We start from the raw sequence: 14077 nt of genomic DNA, 5'->3' as shown, positions 1-14077 counted from the left end.
GACTAAGCCGCCTCCTCGATCCCATACGCCTGCGCCGAACTCGCGAGTTCCCGCACGAGCTGCGCGAGGATGTCGGCCACCGCGAGCGCGGCTTCCGACACCTGCTTGTGTTCCGGCACGCACAACGAAACCGCGGCACTGACCGTCGGCTCGGCCACCCGCCGGATCACCGGCGGCTGCGCGCCCTTGAAAGTATTCGCCACCGCCCACGGCAGGATCGTGGCGCCCAGCCCCGCGGCGATCGCTTCGCGCATCGTCGCCACCGATTCGATTTCCGCGGCCACGCGCGGCACGACGCCCGCCTCGTCGAACGCGCGGTCGATCAACTGGCGCAGCAGATGCATGCGCCCGGGCAAGAGCAGTTCGGTGTCCCGCAGCGAAGCGACCGTCACGGCATCCGTCCCGCCGGAGCCGAAACTCGAATCGGGCGGCGCGATCAGAAACAGCTCCTCCTGCAAGAGCGGCTGGATCTTCACGCTGCGCACCGCGGGCGTCCCGTAGATCACGGCCATGTCCATCGCGCCCGACATCACGAGCTCGCTCAGCACGAGCCCGAAGTTGTCGTTGATGAAGAGATTGATGTGCGGATACTCCTCGCGCACGCGCCGCAGGAGCGGCGCCGCGAGCACCGACACGCTGCTGTACGTCGCAAGCCCCACCGACACGCGCCCGCGCACCACGTTCGCCGTGCGCGGCACTTCGTACTCCGCCGCTTCGAGCTGCTTCAGCATGATGAGCGCATGCCGGTACAGCTCGCGCCCCGCATCGGTCGGCGTGACACCGAGCTTGGAGCGGATCAGAAGCTTCTGCTGAAAGTGCTGTTCGAGCAGGCTGATCTGCTGGCTGAGCGCCGGCTGCGCGATCGACAGCTGCTGCGCCGCGCCCGAGAGGCTCTTGCAGTCGACCGCCTTCACGAAGCTGCTCAGGGTCTTGAAGTTGACGGTCATGGGCTGGCCCACCCCGCTTCGAGCTCCGGCGACTGCGTGGCGCCGATGGACACCGCGAGGTCCTGCGCCAGTTCGAGCAGCACGGATTTCACCGCCGCGGCGGCCGGCGACGGCGCGACCCGGTCCGACGTGCACAGGGCGAGCGCGATCTTGTCGATGGGGTCGCAGATGCGCCAGAGCTGCGCACTGCTCGCCTTGCCCACCAGCTGCGCCGCCGACGCCGGCAGGATGGCCGCGCCCAGGCCGCTCGCCACCGAATCCACGAGGCTCGCGGTCGATTCGAGCTCGGCGATCACTTCGGGCACCACCTTCGCGCGCATGAAAGCCTCGTCGATGATCCTGCGCACCACGTTGTGCGGCCGCAGCATGAGAAGTGGCTTCGCGGCGGCCTGCGCGAGCGTCACGGCATCCGTCTCCTCACCGGGCCGCGCCGGCCCCACCAGCACGAAGTCTTCGTAGAGCAGCGGCAGGAACGCGAGGCCGGGCACGGGCCGCGTTCCGTACAGCACGGCCATGTCCATGCGGCCGTCGGCGATCAGATCGGTGAGGGTCGTTCCGAAGTTCTCGTTGAGATGCAGGAGCACTTGAGGAAAGCGCGCGCGGATCGTGCGCAGCAAGGGCAGCGCGAGTCCCGCGGCCGCCGTGCCGGGCGCGAGGCCCACCGAGACCTTGCCCGCCACCGCACGCGAAGCGTTTCGCACTTCGACGCGGGCCTGTTCGAACTGCTTCAGGATGAGCTGCGCGTGCTTGTAGAGGGTCTTGCCGGCTTCCGTGGGACGCACGCCCTTGGCCGTGCGGACGAGCAACTGCTCGTTGAACTCGCCTTCGAGCGTGGCGATCTGCTGGCTGAGCGCGGGCTGGGCGATGTGCAGCACCTCCGAGGCCTGCGTGAGGCTGCCGATGTCGACAATCTTCACGAAGTACTTGAGCCGCCGCAGGTTCACGGGCTCATGGTAGCAAGGCCTGCGCCGGGGTCAATCGCGGTTCACGAGCAGTCGGCGGTCTCGCGCGCGGCCCTCGGGCCTTGCCGGCTTTCCCTCAGGGGATCGGGTCGAACTTCAGTTCCTTCAGCGGAACGACCTTCTCGTTGCGTACCATCTTGTACTCGGTGTTCGGGCCGAGCCACTTGTTCCACGATCACGCCGCGGTTGGCGATGAGAACGGAATCAAACATCGCGCACCTGCTCGATGACGAAGAGCGGGAGGCCGGCCTCCACTTCCGTGCTGGAGGCGACGAGCACCTTGCCACGCGGCAGGCCTCTTCGGCGCGCACTTCGTTGAAGACCTTCATCGCTTCGATGGTGCAGAGGAGGGCGCCTGCTTCGATCACGTCGCCGGGCTTCACGAAGGGCGGCTCGCCGGGGGCGGACCTCAGGTGCACGATGCCGAACATGGGGGACTGGACTTGCGTCGTTGCCGGTTCCGAAGTCGTGGCGTGCCCAAGCACGTCCTGGGTCCCCGCCTGCGCGGGGACGACGAGTTGGTTGGCGTGCGTGGGGACGACGTGTGGGCTGGCCTGCGCGGGGACGACGTACTCCCCTGTCTGCGCCGGACCTGCGGGAGCCCGGCCGACGGCCTCGCTCCCACCCTCCGTCATTCCCGCGGAAGCCGGAATCCAGACGGCGGGAGCCCGGCCGACGGCCTCGCTCCCACCCTCCGTCATTCCCGCGGAAGCGGGAATCCAGGGCGTCGTGGCACCCCCCACCCGTTCCCGCTCGCGCCGGCACAGCGGACGATGCCCGCCTCACGAGCCGCAGCGTCCAGCCTTCCTGACCGATCTCCATCTCATCCAGGTCCGACGCCGCCATGACGTCGATGCAGGCCTTGATCTGCTGCGCGTCCATGAAACGCTCACCCCCGGCACTCGGGAACGGGCGTCACGAGCGGCTGTCCGGCGAAGTGCGCCCGCAGATTCGCGACCACCAGATCGGCCATCGCCTGGCGCGTGCCGAACGTCGCGCTGCCGATGTGCGGCGTGAGCAGCACGTTGGGCAGCTCGCGCAGCCGCTCGTCGATGTTCGGCTCGTTCTCGAAGACGTCGAGCGCGGCGCCCGCGATCGTCTTGCTCCGAAGGGCTTCGATGAGCGCCGCCTCGTCGACCACCGACCCCCGCGCCACATTCACCAGAATCCCATCGGGCCCCAGCGCGCGCAGCACGTCCGCGCCGATCAGCTTGCGCGTCGCGGCACCGCCGGGCGTGATCACCACGAGGTAGTCGCTCGCAGCGGCCAGTTCCACAGCGTTCGGGAAATACGTGAACGGCAGCTCGGCCCGCGCGTTGCGGGCCGTGTATGCGATCTTCATGTCGAACGCCGCCGCGCGACGCGCGATGCCCCTTCCGATCCGTCCGATGCCGACGATCCCCAGACGCGCTCCGGACATCTTCCGCCCGAGAGCAAGCGGCTCGCGGCTCCACGCGCCGCTTCGCACGTGACAGTCCGCCTGCACGAGCTGCCGCGAGATGCCGAGCATGAGCGCGAGCGCGAGATCGGCCACGTCGTCGTTCAGCACGTCGGGCGTATGCGTGACGGGCACGCCGCGCGCCTTCGCTGCCGCGACGTCGACGCCGTCATAGCCCACTCCCATGATCGTCACGACTTCGAGCGCGGGCAGCCGCGCGATGAGATCGCCCGGCAACACCGATTCGCCGCCGCCGAAGACGCCGCGGATGCGCGGCGCCACCTGCGCGAACCGCTCGGGCGCCATGCCCTGGAATTCGTGCACGAGATAGCCGCCCTCGAGTTGCGGCAGCAACAGCGGCGAGGGCTGCGTCATCGCCAGCAGTTCGATCTTCGATTCGCCCGAGGCCGAGGCAGAGGATGTAGCCATCAGTTGATCGCCTTGGCTTCGAGCGCGTCGAGGAAGGAACGATCCCAGCGGCCGCTCCTGATCTCCTCCATCTGCCACTCTTCCTTCTTCTGCTGCGCGAGCGCCTTGTCGATGACGGCGGGGGCATCGGCTGCAGGAAAGGCGAGCAGGCCGTCGAGGTCGCCCACCACGATATCGCCGGGCTGCACGATCATGCCGCCCACGTTCACCGCCACGTTGATTTCGCCGGGGCCGTTCTTGTACGGACCGCGATGGTTCGTGCCGCGCGCGAAGACGGGAAACTCGCGCTCGCCGATTTCGCCCGCGTCCCGGATCGCGCCATCGACCACCACGCCCGCCAAGCCCAGCATCGCGGCGCCGGCAGTCATGATGCCGCCGATGACGGCGTTGGTGAGGTCGCCGCCCGCATCGATCACAAGCACGTCGCCCGGGCGGCAGAAGTCGAAGGCGCGCAGCACGGCGAGGTTGTCGCCGCCGCGCGTGCGGACCGTGACCGCCGTGCCCGCCATCGTGGACTTCGTGGGCTTGTGCCACGCGCGCAGGCCGACGCTGCCCGTGCCGCGATGGATATTGTCCGAAAGCAGCGGCACCGGGATGCCGCGAACGAGCTCGATGAGCTTGGCGTCGGCTTGCGGTGCGGACGGCTGGCGGCGGGCTCCGAATTGGGTCATGTGAGGTCCTCGTGCAGTGAATGCTTGGGTCGCGGCAAAGAAATGCCGACGGATCGAAGCGTAGGCATCGCGCGTGTTCCGCGCAAAGACCGAATGTGTATTTCTAGATAAGGTTCGCTTATGGGAAGCGAACGGCGCGGCTTCAGGCCGTCTCGGAGTTCGGCACCGCCGGCTGCGGCTGCGGCTGCGGCTTGGCCTTCTTCGGCTTCGGGAAGCTGCCCGGCAGCTCCGCGACGAGTTCGAGCAGGATTTCCTTCACCGCGATCGCCGGCTCCGACAGCGGCAGATGGTCCGACTGGCACAGCGCGAGCGGCGCATCGATCGCGGGCTCGACGATGCGCGCCTGCCAGGCATCGCATTCGACGACGAGTTCGCGAGCGAGCGAGGCCGGTGCGACGGTCGCGCCGAGTCCGTCGCCGATCACGGCCCTCAGCGTCGTCGCCGATTCGATTTCAGCCACGACACGGGGGACGAGGCCGGCGGCCGCGAATGCCTCGTCGACCAGCTTGCGCACGTAGTTGTAGCCGCGCGGCACATAGAGGTCGTAGGCGGCGACGGCCTGCACGGTCACCGTTTCGTCCGGCGCGGGCATGGATTGCGGCCCGACCAGAAACAAAGGTTCGCGCATGAGCGGCACGAAGAGCAAGCCGTGGACTCGCACACGGCCGCCATAGAGCACGGCGAGGTCCATCCGGCCGTTCATGATGAGTTCCGAGAGGGTCGTGCCGTAGTTCTCGTTGAGGTAAGGCACGATGCCCGGGTGGCGCGCGCGCAGGATGCGCAGGAGCGGCAAGGAGAGCGTGGCCGCCAGCGTGCCGGGGGCGAGCCCGATCGACACCGATCCCGAAAGGCCGCGGCTGGCCGCCTGCATGTCGACGACGGCCTGGTCGCACTGGCGCAAGATGAGCTGGGCGTGCCGATAAAGCACCTTGCCCGCCTCGGTGGGGGTCACGCCGCGCTTGGTTCGCAGCAGCAGCTGTTGTCCCACTTCACCTTCGAGCGTGGCAAGCTGCTGGCTGAGGGCGGGCTGGGCGATGTGAAGCAGGTCGGCGGCCTGGGTGAGGCTGCCCACATCGACGATCTTCACGAAGTACTTCAGACGCCGCAGGTTCATCGAGACCATTGTCAATCCATAAGCGTTGCCTATCAAGGCAGACCGAAGCCGTCTTGGCGTTCGCGCCCGATGCGATCTAACGTTATGCCCGTCACACCAACACGACAGACCATGAGCACGCCCCTATTCGCCTCGCGCCTGCGCCGCATCAAGCCTTCGCCCAGCACATCGGCCGCGGACCGCGCCAACGAACTGCGCCGCCAGGGCCGCTCGATCGTCAATCTCGTCGTGGGCGAGCCGGACTTCGACACGCCCGCTTTCATCCGCGCCGCGGCCGCCGAAGCGATGAACAAGGGCCAGACCCGCTACACGCTCATGGCCGGCACGGTCGAGCTGCGCCAGGCCATCGTCGCCAAGCTCGAGCGCGAGAACGGGCTCGCATACGGCATGGACGAGATCATCGCCACGAGCGGCGCGAAGAGCGCGATCTACAGCGCCTTCGCCATCACGCTGGAAGCGGGCGACGAAGTGATCGTTCCCGCGCCGTACTGGGTGTCCTACCCCGACATGGTGCTCGCCTGCGACGGCACGCCCGTCACCGTCGCCTGCCCCGAATCGAACGACTTCAAGCTCACGCCCGGGCAGCTCGAAGCGGCCATCACGCCGCGCACGAAGTGGCTGCTGATCAATTCGCCGAGCAACCCGACCGGTGCGAGCTATACCTTCGAAGAGTACAAGGCGCTGGCCGCCGTGCTCGACCGCCACCCGCACGTGCAGGTGATGACGGACGACATCTACGAGCACATCCGCTTCGACGGGGAACGCACGGCGCACATCCTGCATGCCGCGCCGCAGCTGCGCGACCGCACTCTGATTGTCAACGGCGTTTCCAAGACGTATGCGATGACCGGCTGGCGCATCGGCTACATCGCGGGCCCGCGTCCTTACATCCAGGCGCTCGATACGCTGTTGTCGCAGTCGACCGGCACGTGCTGCGCGGTGAGCCAGGCCGCCGCCGCCGCCGCGATGAACGGCGACCAGAGCTTCATCGGCGAGAGCGTCGCGATCTACAGGCAGCGCCGCGACCGCTGCGTGGCGTTGCTGAACGCCGTGCCGGGCCTGAGCTGCCGCTCGCCGGAAGGGGCGTTCTACCTGTACGTGAATTGCTCGGCCTTGATCGGCCGCATGACGCCGCAAGGCACGCGCATCCAGAACGATGCGGACGTGGTGATGTATCTGCTGGAAAGCGAAGGCGTCGCGGCGGTCGCGGGCGTGGCCTACGGCCTGTCGCCTTACTTTCGCATGTCGATCGCGACTTCGATCGAAGTGCTCGAGGAAGGCTGCCGGCGCATCGCGCGCGCGGTCGCGGCGCTCGACTGACCGCCATGGCCAAGATCGTCGTGATGGGTGTGGCGGGCAGCGGCAAATCCTTGCTCGCCGAAAGCCTGGCGAAGCGGCTCGGCTACCCGATGGTGGAAGGCGACGACTATCACCTTCCGGCGAGCCAGGAGAAGATGCGAGCGGGCGTTGCGCTGGAAGACAGCGACCGCGAGCCGTGGCTCGCGCGCGTCGGCGAGCTCATGGCCGCGCACGAAGGCGGCATCGTGGTCGCGTGCTCGGCGCTCAAGCGCAAGTACCGCGATCAGCTGCGCTCGCACGTGCCGGACCTGAAGTTCGTCTACATCGAGATCGACGTGCACACGGCCGCGCGACGCGTGGGCTCGCGCTCCGGGCACCTCTTTCCCACGAGCCTCGTCACCTCGCAGTTCGTCGCGCTCGAGTCACCCGTGGGTGAACCCGGCGTGCTGGAAGTCTCCGCGCTCGCGACGCCGCAGGCGCAGGTCGACGCAGTCGCGCAATGGCTCGCGGCCGACCGATCCGAATCCCCCAGAACGAAAACACCCGCATGAAATCCGTCCTGGACCAATTCAGCCTCGCGGGCCGCGTGGCCCTCGTCACCGGTTCGAGCACCGGCATCGGCTTCGCCCTGGCGCGCGGCCTCGCGGCGGCGGGCGCCGAAGTCGTGCTCAATGCGCGAAACGCCGAGAAGCTCGAGCAGGCGGCGCAGACCTTGCGCGACGAAGGCGCGCGCGTGCACGCGGTTGCCTTCGATGTGACCGACCGCGCGGCCGTGACCGCGGGCGTCGAGCGGATCGAGCGCGAGATCGGTGCGATCGGCATCCTCGTGAACAACGCGGGCCTGCAGCGCCGTGCGCCGCTGGAGGAATTCGCCGAGTCGGACTGGCACACGCTCATGAAGACCAACGTGGACAGCGTGTTCTTCGTCGGCCAGGCCGTCGCGCGCCACATGATCCCGCGCAAGAGCGGCAAGATCGTCAACATCTGCTCGGTGCAAAGCGAGCTGGGCCGCCCGGGCATCGCGCCGTACACGGCCAGCAAGGGCGCGGTGAAGATGCTCACCAAGGGCATGGCGATCGACTGGGGCCAGCACGGCATCCAGGTGAATGGCCTCGGCCCCGGCTACTTCAGGACGGAGCTCACCGAAGCGCTCGTGAACGACAAGGACTTCAGCGCGTGGCTCATCGGCCGCACGCCTTCGCGCCGCTGGGGCGACGTGGAGGACCTCGTGGGCGCCGCGGTGTTCCTGTCGAGCGATGCCTCGCGCTTCGTGAACGGCCACATCCTCTACGTCGACGGCGGCGTGACCGCCACGCTCTGACGCTTCAACAAAGAGAACATGGAAGCACTCGTCATCCACGCACCCGGCGACCTGCGCGTCGAAGAGGTGGCCACGCCTCGCATGCTGCCGAATCAGCTGCGCGTGCGCGTGCGCTGCGGCGGCATCTGCGGGTCCGACCTGCACTACTTCAACCACGGCGGCTTCGGCACCGTGCGCATCCAGCAGCCGATGATCCTCGGGCACGAAGTGGCGGGCGCGATCGAGGCGGTGGGCACGGCGCTCGAAGGCAAGTTCGGCGTGGGCCAGCGCGTCGCGGTGAGCCCGAGCCGGCCCTGCGGGCAGTGCCGCTATTGCCAGCAAGGATTGCAGAACCACTGCCTCGACATGCAGTACTACGGCAGCGCCATGCGCATGCCGCACGTCCAGGGGGCGTTCCGACAGGAACTCGTCGTCGATGCGCAACAGGCACACCTGCTGGCCGATCCGGTGTCGGATGCGGAAGGCGCGATGGCCGAGCCGCTCTCCGTGGCGTTGCATGCGGTGCGGCGGGCCGGGTCGCTGCTCGGCAAGAGCGTGCTGATCACCGGTTGCGGGCCGATCGGCGCGATGCTCGTGATTGCCGCGCGCCGCGCGGGCGCGACGCACATCACGGTGACGGATGTCGCGGCCGCGCCGCTTCGCAGCGCGCGGAAGGTCGGCGCGGATGAAACGATCGACGTGGCGGAGGATGCCGCGATGCTTGCGCGCTACGAAGCGGACAAGGGTCACTTCGACGTGCTCTTCGAAGCGAGTGGCAACGAGCGCGCCTTGACCGCCGCCTTCGCGGTGCTGCGGCCGCGCGCCGTGATCGTGCAGGTGGGGCTGGGCGGGACGATGAACATCCCCATCAACACCATCGTGGCGAAGGAATTCGACGTGCGCGGTGCGTTTCGCTTCCATGAGGAATTCGCGACCGCCGTGGCGCTTCTGAACAAGGGGCTCGTGAACGTGAAGCCGCTGATTTCGGCGAGCCTGCCGTATCGCGATGCGAGCCGCGCGTTCGCGCTGGCGGCGGATCGGTCGCAGGCGATGAAGGTGATTCTGAACTTCGACTGAAGCGGGCGGCGGAACTTGGCGCAACCCAGCTTCGTCATCCCCGCGAAGGCGGGGATCCAAGGCTGCCCGACGCCTGGGATTGCCGCCATGAGCATGAACCTCGTTCACGCTGCGCCATCTCGCGGCCGATTCTCGGGCGGACTTGTGGGTGACGGGCTACATGCATCGGCACAAAGTCACGCAAGATGACCTGACGCGTAGGACGGTCCGAGCGCGCGGAACGTGCCAGGAAAACCCAACGGCGAACCGCACCGGGCGTGCGCGTGCACGCGCTTCGGCAAGGAGCGGCAGGGCCGCATCACCGTGGTCATCTTCGAGGGGGCCCGAGCCGGCTCGAACGGCTCGAACCGGCTTGGGCCGGGTTCAGCCGGCGCTCGCTCCGGCCCCCGGCAGATCGCCCCAGCCGCTCTCGGCCGCGACGGGCGACGTGTCCAGCGCGCGCGCCGCCTGCAGCACGAGCTGCGTGATCTGCTCGGTCGCGAGCTTGTCCGTGGAGAGCACGATGTCGTAGTGCTCCGGCGCTTCGGAGTCCACGTCGTAGAAGCGCTTCAGGTAGTGCGCCCGCGCTTGGTCGCTCGCCTGGATCGTTTCTGCCGCTTCGCGCGGGCTCTTGCCGCCGCTCTTGGCAAGCCAGCGCTTCGCGCGTGCAAGCGGCGAGCCCGTGATGAGCACGCGCAGCACGTCCTTGCGCGGGCCGAGCACGTAGGACGCCGCGTGGGCCACGATCACCACACTGCCTTCGTTCGCGGTCTCGAGGATCGCGTCGCGGATCACCACGCGGATGTCGTCGCTTTCGGTGGGAAGCGTGCGCTGGCCGGGGATGTAGTTGATGAGTTCGCCCATTCCGCCGCGGCGGATGTCCGCGACGAAGTTCGCGAGGAACGACTTGCGCCGTTCGGCGTCGGCCACGACGCTCGGATCGAGGTTGCGCTTTTCGGCCGCGACCTTGAGGATCTCCTCGTCGACGCAGCGAAAGCCCAGTTCGCGCGCGACGTCGGCCGCGATTTCCTCGGCTCCGACCCAGATGGCGCGTGAGATGCAGATCGCACGAAGACCCATACCACTACCTCCTCGTTGAGTCGCGGGCATTGTCATCTGGAAAGGCAGCTTGTGTCCATGCGCCCCTTTCGTTACACGCGGCAACAACTTATGATGCTTGCGGGCGCCTGACTGCGCCTGAGGACCATTCACCTATTCCCGGAGGACCCAATGAGGAAGTTGAAGTACCTGCTGGCATTCGTCTGTGCGCTGATCCTGTCCGCTTGCGGCGGCGGCAGCGAGGAGGATGTTGCTGCCATCTCACCCCAGTCGATGGCGTCGGTTTCGCGCTCGCTCGCGCCCCAGACCGTGACGCCGGTCCAGGCGGCGGACATCTTCATGAACCTGGTGGAGCAGCTGTTGCCCGGGTTCTTTCCGGCCGGCGCATCCAGCATCACGGTTGGGCCGTTCCGCTTCCGGTACTACGCGTCGGTGAACACGTACGTGATCATCATCGTGGGCAGTGGGACCCCGTTGAGCATGAACGGCATCTATGTCGTGGGGGGTGCGGCGGGCGGCACGTTCGCGAACCCGCACGGGTACGGCACGGTGAACCAGTTGCTGCCGTATCTCACGATCGATCCGAATGCGGGCAATGGCGGGGGCAACAATCACACGCTGACGGTGACTGTGTCCGTCGTCGGGACGACCGTCGGGCCTTTCACCCTGCAGAATGTGCCCGCGCCGAACTCGCAGCAATCGTTCTGCGACGGTCTGGCGAACGACACGACCTTCACGCAGATCGCGGCGCAGGGCCAGGGCACGCTCACGATCAACAGCTGCAGCTACAACGGCAGCGTGGGCAATATTTCCGCGACGCTTGACATCACGGTGCAGACCCCTCTCGGCCCATTCACGACCCATGTGCCGTATACGATAACGTATACGTACACCTGACGGGGTTCCACGGGGGCGGGGGCCGGGGCCGGGTGTGCTCGTAGGGTCCGCGAATGCTCGCTCCTGGCACCTTTGCCGGCTGATGCGCTTGCCTCGAGTCGAGGCGGCGCATCTGCATTGCCAATCGGGGCAGTCGGCGATGGCATGACCGCGGTCGGGTTGCCGGATTTCTCGTGACCAATCACCATGCGTTTTGCGGCGGTGGGGAACGGTTCGCGAGACTGCTATAATCTGCGGCTTCGCGGCTGTAGCTCAGTTGGATAGAGTACTTGGCTACGAACCAAGGGGTCGTGGGTTCGAATCCTGCCAGCCGCGCCAAATGAATCAATGGGTTAGCTTCGAAAGAGGCTAACCCATTTTCTTTTTTTGCGCGAGTTTCGCTTGGCTTGCTCCGCCGTCAAAGGTTCGAGACCAGCCGAGCGACCGCGAAGGAAGCCGCGTCTTCATTCCCTAAAAGAAATGATCGCGAACCCGAGGTCGTGGCCGTGGAGTTCGTGCGCGTCGAGCTCGATGAAGCACAAGCGGGCCTGCGCTACGAGAACGGCGTGCTGGTCGAGATCCTGCCGCCCGCGACGCGACGCGGCGCCTCGAGTGGCGCGGCGTCGTCGACGTGCGGGTCGATGTGGTTGAGATCGCGGGCGATCCGCAGCTGTCCGAGGATCTCGCGCATCGCCTGACGCAGACGCAGCTGCGACAAAGCCCGGTGCCTGCGTCGGCGGCCGACTTTCTCAGGTGAATCTCAGATACGCCCGGCATCATGGGGACAAGGTTTAATTCCATGATGACAAATCGCAATGAACATCCGTTGAGCAAGGTCCCGGAGATCACGTTGACCTTCTGGATCATCAAGGTGGCGGCAACCACCTTGGGTGAAACCGGCGGCGACTGGGTGACGATGTCGCTCGATCTGGGCTATCTGATCGGCTGTGCCATCTTCGCGGCGCTTTTCATCGCCCTCGTGGCTGGACAGGTGAAAGCGAAACGGTTCCACCCGGTTCTCTATTGGGCCACGATCGTGGGAACGACGACGCTCGGCACGACGCTCGCTGACTTTGCGGACCGATCGGTAGGGCTTGGCTATCCGGGCGGAGCCGCCATCGTGGCGACGCTGCTCGTCGCGAGCCTGGCTGTCTGGTATCGCAGCGAGGGCAACGTTTCGGTCCGGCATGTCGATACGGCGCGCGTGGAGTGGTTCTACTGGTGCACGATCCTGTTCTCCCAGACCTTGGGGACCGCACTCGGAGATTGGACGGCCGGCAGCGATCGCGGAGGGCTCGGCCTGGGATACGAGAACGGCGCGTTGATCTTCGGCGCCGGCCTCGCGGTGGTCGCGGCGCTGTACTTTTTCACGCGCGTGTCTCGCACCGCGCTGTTCTGGGCTGCGTTCGTGCTGACCCGCCCACTCGGTGCGACCTTGGGCGACTTCCTGGACAAGCCATTGGCCCAAGGCGGGTTGAACATGAGTCGCCTGTACGCGTCGGCGGCGCTGCTGGTGTTCATGGCCTTGTGCATGATGCTTCTGCCGCAGCGCGCGGCCACACGCGACGCAGGAAGGTAGGCATGCGTCACGTCGCTGCGAAAGCAGTCATCCGATGACGCGCGGATGACGCGCGGATGACGCGCGGGTTGCAGGCGCCCCCTTGACCGCCGGGGCGATTGCGGGGTCGCGACAATCGACGCATGTCTTCTTCAATCATGGCCGATGCCCAGTCCGTCGGCGAGGGGATTTCCCCGCCACGATCGCTGGTCGCGTTGCTCGCCGTGAGCGCCGGCTTCGCGGTCGCCGGGTTGTATTACGGCCAGCCTTTGCTGGGCGTGCTCGGCGCCGAGATGCAGGCGAGCCCGCAGCAGCTGGGCCTGTTGCCCACGCTCACGCAACTGGGCTATGCCCTGGGCATCCTGCTGCTTGCGCCTTTGGGCGACCGCTTCGACCGCAAGTGGATCATCCTGTCCAAGGCAGTGGCGCTGGCACTGGCGCTGCTCGCGACCGCGTTCGCACCGGGCGTCGGCCTCATGCTGGCAACGAGTTTCGCGATCGGCATCACGGCCACCATCGCGCAGGACATCGTGCCCGCCGCCGCGACGATCGCACCCGACGAGCACCGAGGCAAGATCGTCGGGAACGTGATGACCGGCTTGCTGCTGGGCATCCTGCTGTCGCGCGTGGTGAGCGGGGTCGTCGCCGAGCACTTCGGCTGGCGCGCCGTCTACTTCACCGCGACGGCGAGCATCGTGGCGATCGGGGTTGCCTGCGCGCTCTGGCTGCCGAACTTCACGCCCACGACGCGGCTGCACTACGGCGCGTTGCTCGGTTCGATGGCGAAGCTTTGGCGCAAGCATCCCGCCTTGCGGCGCGCGGCGCTGTCGCAAGGCCTGATCTTCATGGCATTCGGCGCGTATTGGTCCACGCTCGCCGTGATGCTGCACGAGTCGTTCGGCCTCGGCAGCGGCGCGGCAGGCGCCTTCGGCCTTGCCGGTGCGGCCGGCGCCCTGGCCGCACCGTTGGCCGGCCGGCTCGCCGATCGCAAGGGCCCCGAGATGGTCACGCGCCTGGGCGCGGCGCTGGCTGCAGTTTCGTTCGCGCTCATGGGCCTCGCGCCGTGGCTGCCCGTGCATGCGCAGCTCGCGCTGATCGCGATCAGCGCGGTCGGCTTCGATTTCGGCAGCCAGGCCGCGCTCATCGCCCACCAGACCATCGTGTACGGCGTCGAGCCGCCCGCGCGCAGCCGCCTCAACGCGCTCTTCTTCACGTCCCTCTTCATCTGCATGGCCGCGGGCGCCGCGCTCGGCAGTCACGCCTTGGCGCTGTGGGGGTGGCAGGGCGTGGTCGCGTTGACTTCACTGGCAAGCCTTGGCGCACTCGTAGTCCGTGTCGTGCGCTGAAGCGTGCGATCAAGCACTTCGA

At 67.2% G+C, this 14077-nt stretch carries 15 protein-coding genes and 1 tRNA gene; 8 read left to right on the top strand and 8 right to left on the bottom strand.

The window, feature by feature from the left end; all coding sequences use genetic code 11:
- Window positions 1-2: 2 nt before the first annotated feature.
- The 6 genes from VHA82_RS13935 to nac (VHA82_RS13910) all read right to left on the bottom strand — a co-directional run bounded on the left by VHA82_RS13935 (window position 3) and on the right by nac (VHA82_RS13910) (window position 5561).
- Complete coding sequence (locus VHA82_RS13935; RefSeq protein WP_325544635.1) at window positions 3-947, bottom strand: LysR substrate-binding domain-containing protein; 945 nt, start codon at window positions 945-947, stop codon at window positions 3-5.
- On the bottom strand, window positions 944-1891 hold the full coding sequence (nac, locus tag VHA82_RS13930) for a nitrogen assimilation transcriptional regulator NAC (protein ID WP_325544633.1): 948 nt from the start codon (window positions 1889-1891) through the stop codon (window positions 944-946). Before nac (VHA82_RS13930) ends, VHA82_RS13935 begins: the two co-directional genes overlap by 4 nt.
- A 41-nt stretch (window positions 1892-1932) precedes the next feature.
- Window positions 1933-2340, bottom strand: a complete 408-nt coding sequence (locus tag VHA82_RS13925) for an acetyl-CoA carboxylase biotin carboxyl carrier protein subunit (RefSeq protein WP_325544631.1) — start codon at window positions 2338-2340, stop codon at window positions 1933-1935.
- A gap of 458 nt (window positions 2341-2798) precedes the next feature.
- Window positions 2799-3776 (bottom strand): 2-hydroxyacid dehydrogenase, encoded by a 978-nt coding sequence (locus VHA82_RS13920; protein ID WP_325544629.1) that lies wholly within the window; start codon window positions 3774-3776, stop codon window positions 2799-2801.
- On the bottom strand, window positions 3776-4447 hold the full coding sequence (locus VHA82_RS13915; protein ID WP_325544627.1) for an RraA family protein: 672 nt from the start codon (window positions 4445-4447) through the stop codon (window positions 3776-3778). The genes VHA82_RS13920 and VHA82_RS13915 overlap by 1 nt, the downstream gene beginning before the upstream one ends.
- Before the next feature lie 142 nt (window positions 4448-4589).
- A complete protein-coding gene (nac, locus tag VHA82_RS13910; protein WP_325544625.1) occupies window positions 4590-5561 on the bottom strand; it encodes a nitrogen assimilation transcriptional regulator NAC in 972 nt (323 codons plus the stop codon).
- Between the two features lie 111 nt (window positions 5562-5672).
- Between nac (VHA82_RS13910) and VHA82_RS13905 the strand changes: the two genes are divergently transcribed.
- Genes VHA82_RS13905 through VHA82_RS13890 form a run of 4 tightly spaced genes read left to right on the top strand, consistent with a single transcriptional unit; the run spans window position 5673 to window position 9237 of the window.
- Window positions 5673-6881 (top strand): aspartate transaminase, encoded by a 1209-nt coding sequence (locus tag VHA82_RS13905; protein WP_325544623.1) that lies wholly within the window; start codon window positions 5673-5675, stop codon window positions 6879-6881.
- Window positions 6882-6886: 5 nt separating this feature from the next.
- The gene (locus VHA82_RS13900) at window positions 6887-7411 is read left to right on the top strand and encodes a gluconokinase (RefSeq protein WP_325544621.1); all 525 of its coding nucleotides are present in this window, start codon (window positions 6887-6889) and stop codon (window positions 7409-7411) included.
- A complete protein-coding gene (locus VHA82_RS13895; RefSeq protein ID WP_325544619.1) occupies window positions 7408-8181 on the top strand; it encodes a glucose 1-dehydrogenase in 774 nt (257 codons plus the stop codon). The genes VHA82_RS13900 and VHA82_RS13895 overlap by 4 nt, the downstream gene beginning before the upstream one ends.
- Before the next feature lie 18 nt (window positions 8182-8199).
- Window positions 8200-9237, top strand: a complete 1038-nt coding sequence (locus tag VHA82_RS13890; RefSeq protein ID WP_325544617.1) for an L-idonate 5-dehydrogenase — start codon at window positions 8200-8202, stop codon at window positions 9235-9237.
- Window positions 9238-9600: 363 nt separating this feature from the next.
- Here VHA82_RS13890 and VHA82_RS13885 read toward each other — a convergent pair whose 3' ends face one another.
- The gene (locus VHA82_RS13885) at window positions 9601-10296 is read right to left on the bottom strand and encodes a cytidylate kinase-like family protein (protein ID WP_325544615.1); all 696 of its coding nucleotides are present in this window, start codon (window positions 10294-10296) and stop codon (window positions 9601-9603) included.
- Between the two features lie 150 nt (window positions 10297-10446).
- Here VHA82_RS13885 and VHA82_RS13880 point away from each other — a divergent pair, with 150 nt between their 5' ends.
- Both VHA82_RS13880 and VHA82_RS13875 read left to right on the top strand, forming a co-directional pair.
- Window positions 10447-11172 (top strand): hypothetical protein, encoded by a 726-nt coding sequence (locus VHA82_RS13880; protein WP_325544613.1) that lies wholly within the window; start codon window positions 10447-10449, stop codon window positions 11170-11172.
- 241 nt (window positions 11173-11413) lie between these two features.
- A tRNA-Arg gene (locus VHA82_RS13875) sits at window positions 11414-11490 on the top strand.
- Between the two features lie 214 nt (window positions 11491-11704).
- Here the strand turns inward: VHA82_RS13875 and VHA82_RS13870 are convergent.
- On the bottom strand, window positions 11705-11869 hold the full coding sequence (locus tag VHA82_RS13870; protein ID WP_325544611.1) for a hypothetical protein: 165 nt from the start codon (window positions 11867-11869) through the stop codon (window positions 11705-11707).
- Window positions 11870-11950: 81 nt separating this feature from the next.
- On the opposite strand from VHA82_RS13870, the gene VHA82_RS13865 reads away from it, so the two are divergent.
- Window positions 11951-12730 carry a hypothetical protein gene (locus VHA82_RS13865; RefSeq protein ID WP_414708653.1) on the top strand — a complete coding sequence of 260 codons (780 nt, stop codon included), beginning with the start codon at window positions 11951-11953 and terminating at the stop codon, window positions 12728-12730.
- Between the two features lie 122 nt (window positions 12731-12852).
- Window positions 12853-14055, top strand: a complete 1203-nt coding sequence (locus tag VHA82_RS13860; protein ID WP_325544609.1) for an MFS transporter — start codon at window positions 12853-12855, stop codon at window positions 14053-14055.
- Window positions 14056-14077: the final 22 nt, after the last annotated feature.

The sequence above is a fragment of the Ramlibacter sp. genome (assembly GCF_035548915.1).
In the GTDB taxonomy this organism is placed as follows: domain Bacteria; phylum Pseudomonadota; class Gammaproteobacteria; order Burkholderiales; family Burkholderiaceae_C; genus Ramlibacter.
Note: the sequence above shows the minus strand (reverse complement) of the source record. Positions and strands in the feature narration are given on the sequence as shown.